Annotated in this window: 13 protein-coding genes; 6 read left to right on the top strand and 7 right to left on the bottom strand. The window is 73.2% G+C overall.

Annotation, left to right across the window (positions count from 1 at the left end):
- Window positions 1-51 precede the first annotated feature (51 nt).
- The gene (arfB, locus tag ABWI04_RS07180; RefSeq protein WP_353831826.1) at window positions 52-477 is read right to left on the bottom strand and encodes an alternative ribosome rescue aminoacyl-tRNA hydrolase ArfB; all 426 of its coding nucleotides are present in this window, start codon (window positions 475-477) and stop codon (window positions 52-54) included.
- A 129-nt stretch (window positions 478-606) separates the two neighbouring features.
- On the opposite strand from arfB, the gene ABWI04_RS07175 reads away from it, so the two are divergent.
- Window positions 607-1476: an oxygenase MpaB family protein gene (locus tag ABWI04_RS07175; protein WP_353831825.1), complete on the top strand. Its 870-nt coding sequence runs from the start codon at window positions 607-609 to the stop codon at window positions 1474-1476.
- Window positions 1477-1652: 176 nt separating this feature from the next.
- On the opposite strand, the gene ABWI04_RS07170 is transcribed toward ABWI04_RS07175, so the two are convergent.
- The 5 genes from ABWI04_RS07170 to ABWI04_RS07150 all read right to left on the bottom strand — a co-directional run bounded on the left by ABWI04_RS07170 (window position 1653) and on the right by ABWI04_RS07150 (window position 7035).
- Complete coding sequence (locus ABWI04_RS07170; protein ID WP_353831824.1) at window positions 1653-2627, bottom strand: S1C family serine protease; 975 nt, start codon at window positions 2625-2627, stop codon at window positions 1653-1655.
- Between the two features lie 271 nt (window positions 2628-2898).
- Window positions 2899-4443 (bottom strand): sensor histidine kinase, encoded by a 1545-nt coding sequence (locus ABWI04_RS07165; protein ID WP_353831823.1) that lies wholly within the window; start codon window positions 4441-4443, stop codon window positions 2899-2901.
- Entirely contained in the window at window positions 4443-5171 is a 729-nt protein-coding gene (locus tag ABWI04_RS07160; protein WP_353831822.1) for a response regulator transcription factor, read from the bottom strand. The genes ABWI04_RS07165 and ABWI04_RS07160 overlap by 1 nt, the downstream gene beginning before the upstream one ends.
- 102 nt (window positions 5172-5273) lie before the next feature.
- A complete protein-coding gene (gene def / locus ABWI04_RS07155; RefSeq protein WP_345172751.1) occupies window positions 5274-5801 on the bottom strand; it encodes a peptide deformylase in 528 nt (175 codons plus the stop codon).
- 130 nt (window positions 5802-5931) lie between these two features.
- Window positions 5932-7035, bottom strand: a complete 1104-nt coding sequence (locus ABWI04_RS07150; RefSeq protein ID WP_353831821.1) for a DivIVA domain-containing protein — start codon at window positions 7033-7035, stop codon at window positions 5932-5934.
- A 235-nt stretch (window positions 7036-7270) separates the two neighbouring features.
- On the opposite strand from ABWI04_RS07150, the gene ABWI04_RS07145 reads away from it, so the two are divergent.
- From ABWI04_RS07145 to ABWI04_RS07125, 5 genes are all read left to right on the top strand, one after another.
- The gene (locus ABWI04_RS07145; protein WP_345172755.1) at window positions 7271-7792 is read left to right on the top strand and encodes a gamma carbonic anhydrase family protein; all 522 of its coding nucleotides are present in this window, start codon (window positions 7271-7273) and stop codon (window positions 7790-7792) included.
- Window positions 7793-8077: 285 nt separating this feature from the next.
- Entirely contained in the window at window positions 8078-12163 is a 4086-nt protein-coding gene (locus ABWI04_RS07140) for an AAA family ATPase (protein ID WP_353831820.1), read from the top strand.
- Between the two features lie 253 nt (window positions 12164-12416).
- Entirely contained in the window at window positions 12417-12608 is a 192-nt protein-coding gene (locus ABWI04_RS07135) for a hypothetical protein (protein WP_345172759.1), read from the top strand.
- 321 nt (window positions 12609-12929) lie between these two features.
- Window positions 12930-13547 (top strand): DUF47 domain-containing protein, encoded by a 618-nt coding sequence (locus tag ABWI04_RS07130; RefSeq protein ID WP_179844413.1) that lies wholly within the window; start codon window positions 12930-12932, stop codon window positions 13545-13547.
- A gap of 131 nt (window positions 13548-13678) precedes the next feature.
- Window positions 13679-14704: an inorganic phosphate transporter gene (locus tag ABWI04_RS07125; protein ID WP_378191145.1), complete on the top strand. Its 1026-nt coding sequence runs from the start codon at window positions 13679-13681 to the stop codon at window positions 14702-14704.
- Window positions 14705-14823: 119 nt separating this feature from the next.
- Here ABWI04_RS07125 and ABWI04_RS07120 read toward each other — a convergent pair whose 3' ends face one another.
- Window positions 14824-16506 carry a bifunctional metallophosphatase/5'-nucleotidase gene (locus ABWI04_RS07120; RefSeq protein ID WP_353831819.1) on the bottom strand — a complete coding sequence of 561 codons (1683 nt, stop codon included), beginning with the start codon at window positions 16504-16506 and terminating at the stop codon, window positions 14824-14826.
- Window positions 16507-16632 lie beyond the last annotated feature (126 nt).

The raw sequence follows: 16632 nt of genomic DNA, 5'->3' as shown, positions 1-16632 counted from the left end.
GCGCTGCCGTCGGGCCGGGCCGGATCCGCGTGCTGGGGGACGCCGCCGGGGTCAGTCCCAGCGAGCGTTGCGCTGGCGCTTCACGTTGCTGCGGCGCTTCTTGTTCTCCAGCCGCCGCTCGTTGATGCCCCTGGGGACCTTCTTGGGGATCCGCTTCTTCGGGGGAGGGGCCGTCGCCTCGGCCAGGAGGGTCGCCAGGCGGGTGCGGGCCGCGTCGCGGTTGCGCTGCTGGGAGCGGTACTCCTCGGCGCGGATCGTGAGGACGCCGCGGACCAGGCGGCCGGACAGGCGCTCCAGGGCGCGGGCGCGCAGCGGCTCGGGGAGGGACGGCGAGTTCGTGACGTCGAAGGAGAGTTCGGCGGCGGTGGCGCTGGTGTTGACGTGCTGCCCGCCCGGCCCCGAGGAGCGGGAGAAGCGCCAGCCGAGCTCGGACTCCGGGATGGAGACCGAGCCGCGGACGTGGATCTGGGCGGGCATGCCCCCATTGTCGCAGGGAAGGGCCGGCCCGGTCGCTCCAATATCGTGCCCGCCGCCGCGTCGCGCCCCAACCTCCGGCTCGCGGGTCCGACTGGCGACCGTTGCAAGTACTTACTTACACTGGGCGCCATGACCGTTCTCGCCGATGACCATGCCGACGAACCAGGGCTCTTCCGGGACGACGACCTCATCCGCGTCATCACGCGGGAGGGCGTGCTGATCGCCGCGGGCGGGGCCGCGTCGCTCCTCCAGACCGCGCACCCCAAGGTCGCGCAGGGCGTCTACGACCACAGCTACACGGCGGACGACCCGCTGCGCCGGCTGCGGAACACGATGGGGTGGCTCTACGCGGTGCAGTTCGGGACGAAGGAGGAGGCCGAGACCTTCAGCGCCCTGGTCACCAAAGGACACGCGGCCGTCACGGGCCCGGACTACGAGGCGAACGACCCGGAGCTGCAGGTGTGGGTCGCGGCCACGCTGTTCGCGGTGGCGGTGCAGTTCTACCAGCTGGTCTTCCGGCGGACGTTCACCGACGCGGAGCTGGAGGAGTTCTACCGGCAGACCAAGGTCTACGCGACGATCCTCGGCTGCCCGGAGGAGCGGATGCCGGAGACGTACCCGCGCTTCCGCGAGTACTACGCGGGGATGCTGCGCGGCCTGGAGATCACCGACGCGTCGCGGGCCATCGCCGAGCAGGTGCTGAACCCGCGGCTGCCGGGCGGGCCGCTGCACGCGCCCGGGCTCGCGGCGATCCGGCTGCTCACCGCGGGGCTGATGCCCGCGCCGATCCGCGAGCAGTACGGATGGACCTGGAACGCGGCGCGGGAGCGCCGCTTCCGCCTCCTGGTCGGCGTGATCGCGCTCGTGTACCCGCGGCTCCCGCTGCGCGTCCGCACGCTGCCGCGCGACTACTACCTGCTCACGACCCGCCGCATGCTAGCGAAGCTGAAGCGCCGCCCGGCCGTCGAGGTGCGGAGCGCGGCGCCGGAACAGGGCTGACCGCGGGCCCGGGCGGGCCGGAGACGGATGTGAGCGGCCGCGCGACCCACAGGCAGGTCACGCGGCCGCTCTCCCTTGCTCGGTCCTCCCGCCCAGACCCGGCGGGAGGACCTACCGGCCCGGGTCGCCGTCCGCCGCCCGCTCCCCCCAGAGCCCTGGCCGGACGGCGCCCCGGGTCAGACCGATGCGCCGGCGATGATCGCGTCGGCGGCCTTCTTGGCGGAGTCGACGGGGATGGCGAAGCCGACCCCGATGTTCCCCTCGCTGCTCCCGGACGTGGCGATGGCGGTGTTGACGCCGATCACCTGGCCCGCGGCGTTCACCAGCGCGCCGCCGGAGTTGCCGGGGTTGATGGCGGCGTCGGTCTGGATCGCGTTCTTGATCACGGTCTGCTGCTGCTGCGACAGCCGTCCCTGGAGCCCCGGCGGAAGCTGCTGCTGGTCGCCGCCCTCCTGGATGTCGCGGCCCAGGGCGCTGACGATGCCGGACGTCACCGAGCCGTCCAGCCCGAGCGGGCTGCCCACGGCGAGGACCGCGTCGCCCACCGAGACGCGGCCGCCGGTGCCGAGCGTGGCGGGCTTCAGGCCCGACACCCCCTGCGCCTTGACCACGGCGACGTCCTCCGCCGTGTTCGCGCCGAGGACCCGCGCCGAGGCGGTCCTGCCGTCGCTGAACTTCACCGCGACCTGCTGGGCGCCCGACACCACGTGCGCGTTGGTGAGGATCACCCCGTCGGAACGCAGGACCACGCCCGAGCCGCCCTCGACGCCCGACGCCGTCCGCGCCTGGATCGACACCACGCTCGGCTGAACGGCGGCCGCGACCTGCGCGGTCGTGCTCTTGGACGAGACGCCCGAGACGGCCGTCGGGCTCGCGTAGACGGTGCTCTCGTGCGTCAGCGCGAGCACCACTCCCGCGCCGGCGCCGCCCGCCCCCAGGGCCAGCGCCATCGCGGCGCCCGCCGCGGCGAGCTTGTGCCGCGTCGTGCTCAGCACCCCCATGCCGAACACGCCCGGACGAGACGGCGCCGCCGCTTGCTGCTGCGGCGGGGCGTCGCCCGCCCACGGCGGGTATGGCTCGAACCCGGGTGTGCTGGACTCCCCGGGTCTGCTGGGCTCCCAGGGCTGCTGCTGCGGCCGGTCGGCGTTCATCGGATCCCCCTGTCGCTCTCTCACCATGAAGAGTGCGTCCCGGGTCTGCAGGCCGCCTGGAGCCAACCTGAAAGTGTGCTGAACGCCTACATGTCATGAAAAAGGCGGCCGGAAGGGTGGTCCCTTCGGCCGCCGTGCCGACCGTCGCGAAGCTGGCCAGGGCGCGGCCTCCCGCTCCCCGTCGAGACCGGGGCGCGCCCTGTGGGTCCATTGGAACCCACGATCCTGAACGTTTCCTGAACGGGGCGGCGGCGTCCCCCGGCCGTCGCCCCTAGCCGTCCGCCAGAGGCAGGACGACCGAGAACGTCGCGCCCTCGCCGGGAGTGGAGTCGGCCCGGACGACGCCCTCGTGGGCGGCGACGAGCGCGGCGACGATGGCGAGGCCGAGACCCGCGCCGCCGTCGTCGCGCGAGCGGCCCTCGTCGGAGCGGTAGAAGCGCTCGAAGACCCGTTCCACCTGGTCGGGAGCCAGCCCGGGCCCCTGGTCGGCGACCGCGACGACCGCGGCCGGCTCGCCCCGCAGAGTGCCCGGCGACAGCCGCACCTCGACCGGCGTGCCCTCCGGCGTGTGCGTGACCGCGTTGGCGAGCAGGTTGCCGAGGACTTGCCGCAGCCGCGGTTCGTCCCCCAGCACCTGGTAGGCCAGCCCTCCCTCGACGGTGAGGTCGATCGTGCGCTCGGGTGCCAGGACTCTCGCCTCCTGGACAGAGTCCGCGGCGACGGCGAGCAGGTCCACCGGGCGCCGCTCGATCGGGCGCTGGCGGTCCAGCCGGGCGAGCAGCAGCAGGTCCTCCACGAGCAGGCCCATCCGGGACGCGGTCTCCTCGATCCGGCCGATCAGCCGGTCCAGCTCCTCGGGGGAGCGGGCCGCGCCCTGCCGGTAGAACTCGGCGAATCCGCGGATCGCGGTCAGCGGGGTGCGCAGCTCGTGGCTGGCGTCCGCGACGAACCGCCGCATCCGCTCCTCCGAGAGCCGCGCCGTCTCCTCCGAGCGCAGGGCCGTCTCCTCCGACCGCCGCGCCGCCGCCTCCGACTCCGCGCGCGCCCCGAACGCCGCCTCGATCTGCCCGAGCATCGTGTTCAGCGACCGTCCGAGCCGGCCCATCTCCGTCCCCGGGTCCGCCTCCGGGACGCGCCGGGACAGGTCGCCCGCCGCGATCGCGCCCGCCGTCTCCTCCACCGCCGACAGCGGGCGCAGGCTGGCCCGGACGACGCCGACGCCGACCACCGTCAGCACGGCCAGCACGGCCAGCCCGACGATCGCGTCGATCACCACCAGCCGCTGCACGGTCCGGTCGATCTCCTCCAGGCTGAACGCGAGCACGATCACCGCGCCGCCGGGGATCGGCTCGGCCAGGATCCGCCACGTCGACCCGCCGGTCCCGGTCACGGTGAACGGCTGGTCGACGTGCCTGTTCAGGTCGGCCGGCAGGCGCGGATGGCCGGCCTCGCTCCACGCCTCGTTCTGCCCGAGCGAGCGGCCGTCGGTGGTGCGGACCTGCCCGTACATCTCGCTCGGGATCCGCACCGTGATCCGCGTCTGCCCGCTCTCCAGCTGCGGGACGACCTGGTCGATCGCCCGCCCGACCGAACCGCGCAGCTGGTCGTCGGCCCGTCCGACGAGGTACTGCCGCAGCACGGACGCGCCCGCCGCGCTCATCACCGTCATGCCGAGCGTGACCAGGACGAGCATCCCGGCGATCAGCTTGACGCGCAGCGACGTGCGGGACCACAGCCGCGCGAGGCCCCCCGCCGGGGCCGCGCCGGCGCCCCGCGCCGGGGGAGGGGCGGCCGCCGGAGGGACCCGCGTGGCCATCAGCCCGTTCTCGACGGCTCGCGCAGCACGTAGCCGACGCCGCGCAGCGTGTGGATCAGCCGGGGCTCGGTGTTGTCGACCTTGCGGCGCAGCGCGGAGACGTACGACTCGACGATGCCCGCGTCGCCGCGGAAGTCGTAGTTCCACACGTGGTCGAGGATCTGCGCCTTGGACACGACCCGGCCCGCGTTCGCCATGAAGTAGCGCAGCAGCTTGAACTCGGTCGGCGACAGCTGGACGGGCCGGCCGCCCCGCCACACCTCGTGGCTGTCCTCGTCCAGTTCGACGTCGGCGAAGACCATGCGCGGCGGCGGCTCGGTCACGCCGCCGCGGAACCGGCGCAGCACCGCCCGGATGCGGGCGATGACCTCCTCCAGGCTGAACGGCTTGGTGACGTAGTCGTCGCCGCCGATCGTCAGTCCCTTGATCCGGTCCTGGACGGCGTCCCGCGCGGTCAGGAACAGCACGGGGGTGTGGTTCCCGCCGGACCGCAGCCGCCGCGCGACGTCGAACCCGTCGATGTCGGGCAGCATCACGTCCAGCACGATCAGGTCGGGCCGGTGCCGGCGCGCCGACTGGACCGCGTCCGCGCCGTTGGTGGCGGTGATCACGTCGAATCCGGTGAAGCGCAGGCTGCCGGCGAGGAGCTCCAGGATGTTGGGCTCGTCCTCGACGACGAGCAGCGTCGCCTCAGCCGCCCTGCCGCCGTTCGCCGTACGTTCGACCACTGGCACAGTCCCCCTCCACATCATCGAGAGGTTGCCATCTCAACCTGAACGTCCCCTGAACGCGGGCAGGGTAAAGGTCGAGCGTCCGCGCCGGACGGGCGCCTACTCGCGGAGGGCGCGGATCGCCCGCATCGCCTTGCGCCGGGCGTCCCCGGACAGCACGTCGATGTAGACCGCGCCCGCCAGGTGCCCGCACTCGTGCTGGAGGCAGCGGGCGAAGTAGCCGGTCCCCTCGACGCGGACGGGCCTGCCCTTCACGTCCACGCCCTCGACGACGGCGTGGTGGTGGCGGGGGGTGTCGAAGCGCAGGCCGGGGACCGACAGGCAGCCCTCCGACTCGACCACCAGCTCGCCGTCGGCGGCCACCAGCCTCGGGTTGACGACGTGGCCGACGTGGCGGCGGCCCCGGTCGTCCTCGACGTCGTAGACGAAGATCTGCAGGCCGACGCCGATCTGGTTGCCGGCGAGGCCGGCGCCGTCCTCCTCGTACATGGTGACGAACATGTCGTCGACGAGGCGTTCCAGGGACGCGTCGAACGTCCGGACCGGGTCGCACTCGGTGCGCAGGACCGGGTCGCCGAGAAGCCTGACCGGGCGGGCGGTTCCGCGTGGATGGGTCCGTTTGCTCACGTCGAAGATCCTATAGAGGACGCCGGATCCCCGAGAACGCGAAGGGCGGTGCACCAGGCCTGCTCAGGGCCCGGCGCACCGCCCGGCGGCGTGCGTCGTCGCGCTGCTCGCTCCGCGACTCGGTCTCGCCCTACAACTCGATGGGGCCGCGCTGCTGCGGGGGGATGGGGGTGGTCGCGGGACCGCCGGAGTCGTCGGCCGGGCGGGCGGGCTTGGCCTGCGGCGGGGCCGGCGGCTTCGGGGCGTCGGCGGCCGGGGACGGCTCGGGCTTCTTGACCGGCGGCGCGGTCTGCGGCGGGCTCGCCTGCGGCGCCGCCGGCTGCGCCGGGGTCGTCTGAGCCGGGGCCGACGGCGCCGGACCGGCCGGTGCCGGGCTCGCCTGGGCGGGGCTCGCCGGTGCCGGAGCGGCGGGGGCGGGCTTGGCCGGGGCGGGCTTGGCGGCCGCGGGCTTGGCGGGAGCCTGCGGGGGCTTGGCTCCCGTCGTGGGCGCGGGCTGCGGCGGGGCCTGCTTGGCCTGGGCGCGGGGCGCGGGGCTCTGCCGGACGGCGTCCTCGACCATCTTCTCCAGCGGGCCGGCCTCGTTCTCGGCGGTCAGCAGCCGGTGCAGCGTGTCGCTGATCTCGGTGAGGCGCTGGAGGGCCTGGGTGTGGTTCTTGGTGAGCGCGGTGAGCCGCTGGGTCGCGCCCTCGTTGATCACGCTGGCGCGGCGCTCGGACGCGGTGAGGGTGCGCTCGGCCTCCAGCCGGGCGCTGGTCACCGTCTGTTCGGCCTCCTGCTTGGCGGACGACAGGACGCTGTCGGACTCCTTCTTGGCGGAGTCGAGCACGTGGTCGGCCTTCTCCTGCGCCTGGGCGAGGTTCCGTTCGGCGTGCGCGCGGGCCTCGTCGATGATCCGCTTGGACTCGTGCTCGGCGTCCTTGCGGATCTCGCCGCCCTTGGCCTCGGCCTCGGCCAGCTTTTCCCGGGCCTCGTCCTCGGCGAGGTTGATGATCTGCCGGAGCCGGTCGCTCAGGTCGTCGCCGGTCGGCTTGCGGGCCTCCCGGACCTCGGCCATCTCGCGGCGGATCCGCTCGACCTCGTCCTGCGCGCGGGCGAGCCGCGCCTCTAGTTCACGGTGCTTCTGCTGGGCGCGGGCGATGTAGTCGTCGACCTGGCGGCGGTTGTAGCCGCGCATGACGATCTCGAAGGACTCTTCTTGGAGGAGGTTCGGCAGGATTTCGGCTTCGTTGCTCATGATGCCTTGGGGGTCGTTGGCGGGGGTCGGCGCCCCGTCAGGGTCGGTTGAGTTGCGATCCTCACCCGCCGGTGAGCGGCCCACGGTGGGAAACGTCAGGACGACTCTTGTCCGGTCCACCCCATTCGCGCAACCGGAACGCACTTCTCGCTGTCGTTTCGTCACACGGGCGTGTGCGACAAACTATCCAATCTATGGAGAAATCGCTTCACCGGGGGCGGCTACCATCGGCGCCATGAGCTACCTGGGAGCGCTGGGCGAGGACCGGCCGGAGATCGACCCCACGGCGTGGGTCGCCCCCGGCGCGGTCGTGGTCGGACGGGTGACGCTGGGGCGCGCGTCCAGCGTCTGGTACGGCTCGGTGCTGCGCGGCGACGACGAGGAGATCGTCGTCGGCGAGGAGTGCAACATCCAGGATCTCAGCTGCCTGCACTCCGATCCCGGCATGCCGGCGGTCCTGGAGGACCGGGTCAGCCTCGGCCACAAGGCGATGGTGCACGGCGCCCACGTCGAGACCGGTTCGCTCATCGGCATCGGCGCCATCGTGCTCAACGGCGCCCGCATCGGATCCGGGACGCTCATCGCGGCCGGCGCGCTCGTCCCGCCCGGCAAGAAGATCCCGTCCGGGGTCCTCGTCGCGGGCACCCCCGGCAAGATCGTCCGGGAGTTGACCGACGACGACCGCGCCGTGCTGCGGTACACGCCCGAGGTCTACGTGCAGAAGGCCGAGCGGCACCGCACCGCCCAGTGGGACTGAACGGCGCGGTCCGAGGCGGCGGCGCGAGGCGGCGGCGCGGCCCGCGAGAACGGCGCGGCGCGGTCCGAAACGCGTGACGGGGTCGGCGCCAAAGTGCCGCGGCCTTACCCGGCACGGCTGTTTCCCTGCCTCTGATAATCCTTTGACCTGCGATAACGCGGAGAAAGGGGTGCTGGGGGGAGCCTCGGCCGGATTCTGCTGACTACGATGACCATCGTGGTGTGGGGACCGGGCTATGGCAGTGCTCCGCCGCCCAGCCCCCCGGCGGGGCACGATCCGTTCACGGTGGCAGAGCGCGACACGAGGGCGATGGTGGCCGCCGCGTGGTGGCCGTCGGCGCCTCCGCAGCAGCGCCATCACGCCATCGCCGGCCGCATGCTCGTCCTGCCGGACGGGACGTGGTGGCTGTTCGGCGCGTGGGCCCGCTGGTACCGGCTGCACCCGGCCGACGGCCAGTGGTACCTGTGCCCGCCGCCGCGCATCCCCTCCGTCCGCACGGCCGCGCGGCCCGCGCAGCAGGGGGCCGGCCAGGTCCCGGCGCTGCCGCCGCACGTCATCCCCGCCGGGCCCGACTTCTCCTACGACCCGCCGTCCGGGCTGCCCTTCGTCGCGCACGGGTTCGCCACCGAGTTGACCTCGCGGGTCCGCTCGACCGTCGAGTCCGCCGCCACGCTGGCGGCGCCCGACTACCCGCACTGGTGGCGGGAGTTCACGAGCGAGACGCCGTCCACCGTCGCCGTCGCCTGGGGCGTGATGCTCTGGTGCTCCGCCGCGCCCGCGTTCGACTCGCGGCTGGACGCCCAGATGCTCGACCTGTGGAAGCCCTACCGCGCCAGGCCCCTCCCCGACGTGGACGGCCCGCGCTGGCTCACCCCGCCCGCCCTGGAGTCGCTGGTCGCGCTCTACGCCGAGCGGCTGCGCGCCAGCCGGGTGGACGCCGCGGTGGTCGTCCTGCGGACGATGTGGGCCGTCGCCAGCGCGCTCCGCGACGACGTCCGGTTCCAGGTGAGGGCGGACGCGCTGCTCGCCATCCTCGGCGCCACCCTGTCCAACCCGACCGTCGACTACGGGGCGCTGCCCTACGGCGACCAGGCGATCGTCCAGCAGTGGCTGACGCGGTGCCCGCCGAACCTCGTGCCCGCGCTGAGGAACGAGAGCTCGCCGGGGGACAACTTCCGCCACGCCTTCTACACGCTCAGCGAGCTGATAGCCGAGCTGTCGGGCGATCCCGCCGAACCGGCCTACATCGAGCCCCGGCTCGTGGCCGCCGCCCTGCTCGCCGCCGATCTGGACGTCGTCCGCAAGGACATGGTCGGCACGATCGTGCCCTGGCTGGACCCGGAGATCCGCTACACCGTCCAGGCGGTGTCGCAGCAGAAGGGGCATCCGCTGCGCCGGCTGTGGCCGCAGGACATGCGGCTCCCGGAGCCGCTGCGGTCGGCCGCCGGGTCGGGGCCGGGAGCCGAGTCGCTGCTCGCCGCCATGTACGAGGTCGACCTGGCGTGGTGCCGGCTCGGCGGCATGCCCGCCCGTCCGCGCGGCTTCCCCGTCCCGACCGCGGTCGTCGCCGGGATCATCGGACGCAACCGGGCCCGTGCCACGGCCGCCGCGCCGACGGCCACGCCGCCGCCCAACCCGGCGCCGCCGCAGCCCGCGCCGTTCAACATGCCGGGCCAGCCCGGCCTCGCCCCTGGCGCGTCGCCGCAGGAGGCGTCCGGGGCGAACTTCGCGCCGTCCGAGCCCGACCGCCCGTTCGTCCAGCCGCCCGCGCAGCCCGGCTGGGAGAACGCCCCCGGCCCGGCCGCCGGGCACGCCCAGCCGCCCGCGCCCGGCCAGCAGGCGGCGTTCGCCTCCCCGCCCGCCCCGGGGTTCGCGTCCCCGGACCCGGTGATGGGCGGCCACTCGCCCGCCGAGGAGGACAAGGACGAGGGCAGCGTCGCGCCGCCGTACACCGAGCTGGGGTTCCAGCGCCCCGGGGCGGCGCCGCCCGCGCCCGCGCAGCACCAGGCGCCTCCGGCGCCGATGCAGAGCCCGGCGCCGCCCGCGCCCATGCAGAGTCCGGCGCCTCCGGCGCCGATGCAGAGCCAGCCCGCGCCTCCGCCCTCGCCGCCGGCTCAGCCCGCCGCGCCGGAGCCGGTCCAGCCGGGCCGTGCGCCGGTGCCCCCGCCGGAGCTCGGCGGCTTCTCTCCTCCGGAGGAGGAGCAGCAGGACGAGAACTTCGTGCCCCCGTACACGGTGCTGGGGTACCAGCCGGCGGGCTCCGCCCCGCCGCCCCAGCCGGGCGCGCAGCCGAACGTCCCGCCGGGCGTGCCGAACCCCGCGCCTCCCGTCCCCGAGCCGCAGGCGTTCGACCCGTACGCGACCCGCATGGAGGGCCAGGGCGGCCCCCCGCAGCAGCACCAGCAGGGCCCGCCGAATCCGCAGGGCCCGCCGAATCCGCAGGGCCCGCCGAATCCGCAGAGCCAGCCGGGGCAGCCTCCGGGGACGCGCATCCTCGGCCCGGGCGACCTCGAGGACGCCCCGCCCGGCCCCGTGCCGCCCGGCCCCGTGCCGCCCGGCCCGGGTGCGCCGGTTCCCGGGGGCGGGCCGGGGACGAAGGTCATGTCCGGCACGATGGTCGGCGGCTTCGACTTCCTGGACGACACGCCGTCGCCGGACCAGCCCGTCCACGAGATCCCGCCGCCGAGCGACCGCAGCACCCGCCGCGTCCTGGAGCGGTTCGGGTTCGGCTTCGTGTACGGCGAGCACGACGCGGCCGCGCTCCTCGGCGACCTGAAGGCGCGGGCCGAGCAGTGGAAGGCCGCGGCGGACGAGGACGTCGAGCAGACCCGCGTGGACGGCGCGCCCAGCTCGATCAGGTCCGGCGTGCCCGGCGTGCTGCTGGTCGGCGCCCCGCACTCGGGGCAGCGGCGGCTCGCCCGGATGATCGCGCTGACGCTGGCCAACGCGGGCCTCGGCGACGGGTCGATCCGCGCGCACGACGCCGAGGACGTCCGGAACGCGCCGCCGGAGGAGCTCGGGCGGCTGCTCGGGCGGCCGGGCCCGGTGATCCTCTTCGAGCGGCTGGACGTGGCGGTCGCCGGCGCGTCCGACCCGGCCGCGCTCGTCGGCGCGGTGCGCCGCGCCCGCCGCGACCCGGTGAACACCACGCCGGTGATCGCGACCTGTGAACCGCGCGCCTACAAGCGGCTGCTGCAGGACCACCCGAAGCTCGTGCAGTCGTTCCGCGTCCACCGGCTGCCCGACTTCGGCGACCTCGACAACCGGATGACGCTGCTGCACCTGCTGGCGGAGGAGCGGCGCGTCACGATCGGCGCGGCGGCCCTGGAGACGGTCCGCGCCGACCTGGAGCGGCTGCGCGGGCCCGGCGACCTGGTCAACGCGCGGCTGGTCGAGGCGTACCTGGACCAGGCGGCCCAGCGGAACATGGAGCGCGCCGGGGCGTCCCACGACCGGCTCGTGCTGACCCCCGACGACCTCGCGGGCGTCGCCGAGGGGATCGAGCCGGCGCTGCGCCCGCCCGGCGACATCGACGGCTACCTGCACCGGCTCGACCAGCTCACCGGCCTGGAGGACGTCAAGGCCGCCGTGGCGGAGCTGGCCGAGGAGGCGGGGCTCGCGGCCGACCGGGCCCGGTACGGGATGTCCGGCGGCGACGCGCGGCACCTGGTCTTCACCGGGCCGCCCGGCACCGGCAAGACGACCGTCGCCGGACTCGTCGGCGGCATCTACGCGGCGCTCGGGCTGCTGAACTCCGGGCACGTGGTCGCCTGCCGCCCCGTCCACCTGGCGGGACGCGACCGGGTCGACACCGAGAACCGGGTCGCGGGCATGGTCGAGCAGGCGCTCGGCGGCGTGCTGCTCATCCAGGAGGCGTACCTGCTCGACCGCTCCCCGGCCGTGGTGGCGGAGCTGCTGCGGCACATGAAGCGCGGCGCGGAGGGCCAGGGCAGGGCCAGGTTCATGGTGGTCTGCTCCAGCCCGGCGGCGGAGATGGAGGGCTTCCTCGCGGGGAACCCCGCCTTCCGCGCCGAGTTCGGGCGGACGCTGGAGTTCACCGGGATGGGCGACCGCGACATGGTCCAGCTCTTCCAGAGCTACGCCGAACGCGACCTCTACATGCTGGACGAGGAACTGCGCGTCGAGCTGCTCAACCGTTTCTCGCGCCTGCGGGACGACCCGCAGTTCGCCTACGCCCGGACGGTCCGCGCGCTGTTCGAGCAGACGGTGGCGCGGCAGGCGGCGCGGCTCGCCGGGGCCGACGTCAACGCCGCGACCGTGGCCCGGCTGACGGTCCGCGACCTGCCCGAATCGCCGCTGGAGCAGATGCTCGGCGGCTTCCACCAGGGGCCGGGGCAGGGCTTCCAGTAGGAGCGGTGACCGCCCGTTCGTCCCATGGGGCATGGGTCATGCGCATCAGACGGGCATCAGACGGGCATCACCTGGGAAGGCTAGCCAGTCCGGGGTGCGGCTCCCGAAACCGGTGCGTGCGGCCGTCCGGCGGCGCGTGCGGACCTCCCCCGGACGGACGGGGCCGAGGTGGCCCTCGAATGGCCCTCTTGGGTCATGTGCCCGCCGCGGCGAGACGCGTAGCCTCGACGACGGGTGTGGGGAACGAACGGAGGTGGACGCGGTGCGCCAGAACCTCGATCTGCGCGTCCACGACCGCGTCGCGCTCGACGAGATCGAACTCTATGCCGAGATGCTCGGTGCGGTGGCGGCGGCGGAGCGGCCGCTGACCGTGGCCGAGATCGACGTGGTACTGGGAGTGCGGTCCGGCGACGCCGGTCGACGTGAGCTGACGCCACGAGATTGAGCACCGTAACCGGGGACGCCGTTTCGGGGCGTCCCCGGTTCGTCATTTCAGCCCGCCGAAGCTCGCCGCCCAGGTCGCGGCACTGTAACGAATCTCACTCGCGGTCACCGCCGTCGGCGCGCTCGGAGCGCCCGCAGGGCCCGAAACGGCGAACGTTCCTCCAGATAGGGCCCTTCTCGCGGGGTATGTACCTCCTGATCTAGGGCAGTCTTGTAGGTGAGAGGATGGCGGACAGCAGCCGAAGCCGGGGCAAAGGTTCTTTTTACGGCTGGTTGCGCCTACGATCCTCAGCGGACTGTTCCGGCACATCAGGAGAACGACGTGCGCTTGCGTCTCACGCCGCGTGAGGACAGCTTCTACGACATGTTCGCCGACTCGGCGAACAACCTGGTCACCGGCGCCAGGCTGCTCGTGGAACTCATCAGCGACGGCGCCGACCGGGCGGCGATCGCGGAGAAGATGCGCGCCTGCGAACACGCAGGCGACGAAAACACCCATGCGATCATGCGACGGTTGAACGAAACGTTCATCACGCCCTTCGACCGTGAGGACATCTACCGGCTGGCCTCCACGATCGACGACGTCATGGACGAGATGGAGGAGGCCGCGGACCTCGTCGTCCTCTACAAGATCGACGAGTTCCCGAAGGGCATCGTCCACATGGTCGAGGTTCTGGAGCGCGCCGCCGAACTGACCGCCGAGGCCATGCCCCGGCTGCGGTCGATGAAGGAGCTCAACGAGTACTGGATCGAGATCAACCGGCTGGAGAACCAGGGCGACCAGGTCTACCGCAAGCTGCTGGCCCAGCTGTTCAGCGGTGAGTACGACACCCTGACCGTGCTGAAGCTCAAGCAGATCATCGACCGGCTGGAGGACGCCGCCGACGCCTTCGAGCATGTGGCGAACACGGTCGAGACCATCGCGGTCAAGGAATCATGAGCGCTGCCGAGGACCCCGGCGCCACCCTCACCCGAGAGTCCCCGGCCAACGCCGAGACGCTGGGGGAGCAGGCGACCCGCCGGGTATCCGGACGCGCCTGGCTGCTCCTGCTGGCGGGCGTGCTGGTCGTCATGATCGCGGGCGCGCTGGGCCTTCGCTCGGGCGCGCAGACGGCGGTGCTGATCCTCGTCGTCGTGGTGGCCCTGGTGTTCGACTACACCAACGGGTTCCACGACGCGGCCAACGCGATCGCCACGGCGGTCTCGACCCGGGCGCTCACCCCGCGGGTGGCGCTCGGCATGGCGGCCGCGATGAACATGATCGGTGCCCTGCTCGGCGTCGGCGTCGCCAAGACGATCAGCGAGGTGATCACGCCGCCGACCGGCCTGCACGGCCTCACCGTCGTCGCAGCGGGGGTACTGGGCGCGATCACCTGGAACCTGATCACCTGGTACTTCGGGCTGCCGTCGTCGTCCTCGCACGCGCTGATCGGCGGGGTCGTCGGCGCCGGGCTGGCCTCGCTGTCGGAGGTCAACTGGTCCAGCGTCATCGACAAGGTCGCGGTGCCGATGGTGCTGTCCCCGGTGGTCGGGTTCTGTCTCGCCTACCTGGTCATGGTCGCGATCCTGTGGATCTTCCGGCGGTCCAACCCGAGCAGGGTCGGCCGCCGGTTCCGCATCGCGCAGACGATGTCCGCGGCGTCCCTCGCGCTCGGCCACGGGCTGCAGGACGCCCAGAAGACGATGGGCATCATCGTCCTCGCGCTGGTCACGACCGGGCACTCGGACGGCAAGTCCGTGCCCTGGTGGGTGATCATCGCGTGTGCGGGCGCGCTGTCGGCCGGGACCTACGCGGGCGGCTGGCGCATCATGCGCACGCTGGGCCGCAAGGTGATCGAGGTCGATCCGCCGAAGGGGTTCGCCGCCGAAGCGACCGCCTCGGTCGTCCTGTACGCGACCGCCTTCATCTGGCACGCTCCAATCTCCACCACCCACACGATCACCTCGGCGATCATGGGGTCGGGCGCCACCAAGCGGCTCTCCGCGGTCCGCTGGGGCGTCGCCGGCAACATCCTCGTCGCGTGGGTGCTGACGATGCCCGCCGCCGCGGCGGTCGCGGCGATCGTCTACTACGTCGTCCACTTCTTCGGCGCGTGATCCCGGGGCCCTCGCCCCTGGTCGAACGCCGGACCGGCATGCGCGCGGCCCGTGCGCCCGGACGCCCTGAGCGTCCCGGCACACGGGCCGCGCCCGTGCTCACCGGCCCGGAAGGGTGCTCACTTGCCCGAGATGCGGTTCAGCGCGGGCGGGGAGACCGTCCCCTGGGCGGTGAAGTAGGCGACGAACGCGTCCAGGTCGATGGGGCCGAGGACCTGGTCCTTGCCCTGGGTGAAGACGGAGAAGCCGTCACCGCCGCCCAGGAGGAAGTTGTTCGCCGCGACCTTGTAGACGGCGGCGGGGTCGACCGGGGTCCCGTCGATGGTGATCGCCGAGACGCGGTCGCCGACGGGCTTGGCGCGGTCGATGGCGAAGTGCAGATTCGCCGACGGCTGGAGGATCTTCTCGCCCGCCGACGTCCACTGCTGTTCCAGCAGGGCGTCGATCTGCGCGCCGGTCAGCGACGTCACGCCCATCACGTTGCTGAACGGCTGCACGGCGAACGCCTCGCCGTAGGTGACGATCCCGTCCTCACTCTCCGAGCCGCTCTTCTTGTAGACGAGGTCGGTGCGCACGCCGCCCGGGTTCATCAGCGCGACCTGGGCGCCGAGGTCCCTGGTCCCGGCGAGCTGGCCGTCGGCGATGACGTCGCCGAGCGCGGTCTCGCCCGCGGCGGACGGGGCGCGGGTCAGATCAGCGGTGATCTTGCCGATGGGCTTGTCGGCGATCGTGGAGACCCGGTCCTTCCAGGTCTGCACGAACGTCTGCGTCGCCGGGTCCGGCGGGACGTCCCGCGTGACGACGTGGTTGTCGGCCCTGACCGAGGACCGCACGATGTCGCCGGTCCGCCGGTTCACCCTGAGGTTCACCTCGGTGATGACGCGGCCGAAGGACGAGCCGGAGGAGAACAGTCGCGGGTTGCCCGCCGGGTCCTGGACCGAGCAGAGGTACTGCTGGTGGGTGTGCCCCGACAGCACCATGTCGATCTCCGGGTCGGCCTGCTGCGCGATGCGCGTCCCGGCGCCCGGCACGACGCCGCACTCGTCCGGCCGCTCGCCCGACTTGACCTGGTCGCCCTCGTGCACGAGCACGACCATCGCGCGGACGCGGCGGCGCTTCAGCTCGCGCGCGGCCCGGTTCGCGGCGTCCACCTCGTCCTGGAACTTCAGGTCCTTGATGCCCTCGGCCGTGACGATGCTCGGGGTGGTCTTGGTGACGAGGCCGATGAAGCCGATCCGGACGCCGTTGACGCGGCGGATCGTCCAGGGCTTGACGGCGGGCCGGTCGTTCTTCTTCAGCAGGACGTTGGCGCCGAGGTAGTCGAACTTCGCGCCGCGCCACCGTCCCGCCGGGGAGCAGCCGTCGACGGGGTGGCAGCCGCCGTTCTGGATGCGCAGCAGCTCCTGGTAGCCCTCGTCGAACTCGTGGTTGCCGACCGCCGACGCGGTGACGCCGGCGTCGCCGAGGAACTGCACGGACGGTTCGTCGTGGTAGGCGGCCGAGATCAGGGGCGAGGCGCCGATCAGGTCGCCCTGCGCGACGGTGAGGGTGTCGCGGTCGCGCAGCCGCTTGAGGTGGGCGGCGACGTAGGCGGCGCCGCCCGCGGGCACGGCGTCGCCGTTCTCGTCGATGGCCGTCCCGGAGCTGCCGGACGGGGGTTCGAGGTTGCCGTGGAAGTCGTTCAGCGCGAGCAGCCGCACGGACGCGGTGGGCGCGGGGCGCGCGGCGGCGGGTTGCGCGGCCACGCCCACGACCGTCACCCCCGCCGCGGCGCAGGCCAGTAAGGTCCGTCGTCGAATCATTCTGAGGACGCTAGGTTCGCTCGGCATACGGTTCCCGGCGGCCCGATGACGTTTTCATGACGAATCGATCAGGAGCTGAGTCGATCATGGGGGAGGCGGATCGGGCGTCCGTGTGGCGGCCGGCGG

Source organism: Actinomadura sp. NPDC000929, from assembly GCF_040492065.1.
Taxonomy (GTDB): Bacteria; Actinomycetota; Actinomycetes; order Streptosporangiales; family Streptosporangiaceae; genus Spirillospora; species Spirillospora verrucosospora.
This window is presented reverse-complemented; position numbering and strand designations above follow the sequence as displayed.

Bases quoted from the DNA above. Each gene is read 5' to 3' on its own strand.
- arfB (WP_353831826.1), bottom strand. From the start codon at position 477: ATGCCCGCCCAGATCCACGTCCGCGGCTCGGTCTCCATCCCGGAGTCC.
- ABWI04_RS07175 (WP_353831825.1), top strand. From the start codon at position 607: ATGACCGTTCTCGCCGATGACCATGCCGACGAACCAGGGCTCTTCCGG.
- ABWI04_RS07170 (WP_353831824.1), bottom strand. From the start codon at position 2,627: ATGAACGCCGACCGGCCGCAGCAGCAGCCCTGGGAGCCCAGCAGACCC.
- ABWI04_RS07165 (WP_353831823.1), bottom strand. From the start codon at position 4,443: ATGGCCACGCGGGTCCCTCCGGCGGCCGCCCCTCCCCCGGCGCGGGGC.
- ABWI04_RS07150 (WP_353831821.1), bottom strand. From the start codon at position 7,035: ATGAGCAACGAAGCCGAAATCCTGCCGAACCTCCTCCAAGAAGAGTCC.
- ABWI04_RS07145 (WP_345172755.1), top strand. From the start codon at position 7,271: ATGAGCTACCTGGGAGCGCTGGGCGAGGACCGGCCGGAGATCGACCCC.
- ABWI04_RS07125 (WP_378191145.1), top strand. From the start codon at position 13,679: ATGATCGCGGGCGCGCTGGGCCTTCGCTCGGGCGCGCAGACGGCGGTG.
- ABWI04_RS07120 (WP_353831819.1), bottom strand. From the start codon at position 16,506: ATGATTCGACGACGGACCTTACTGGCCTGCGCCGCGGCGGGGGTGACG.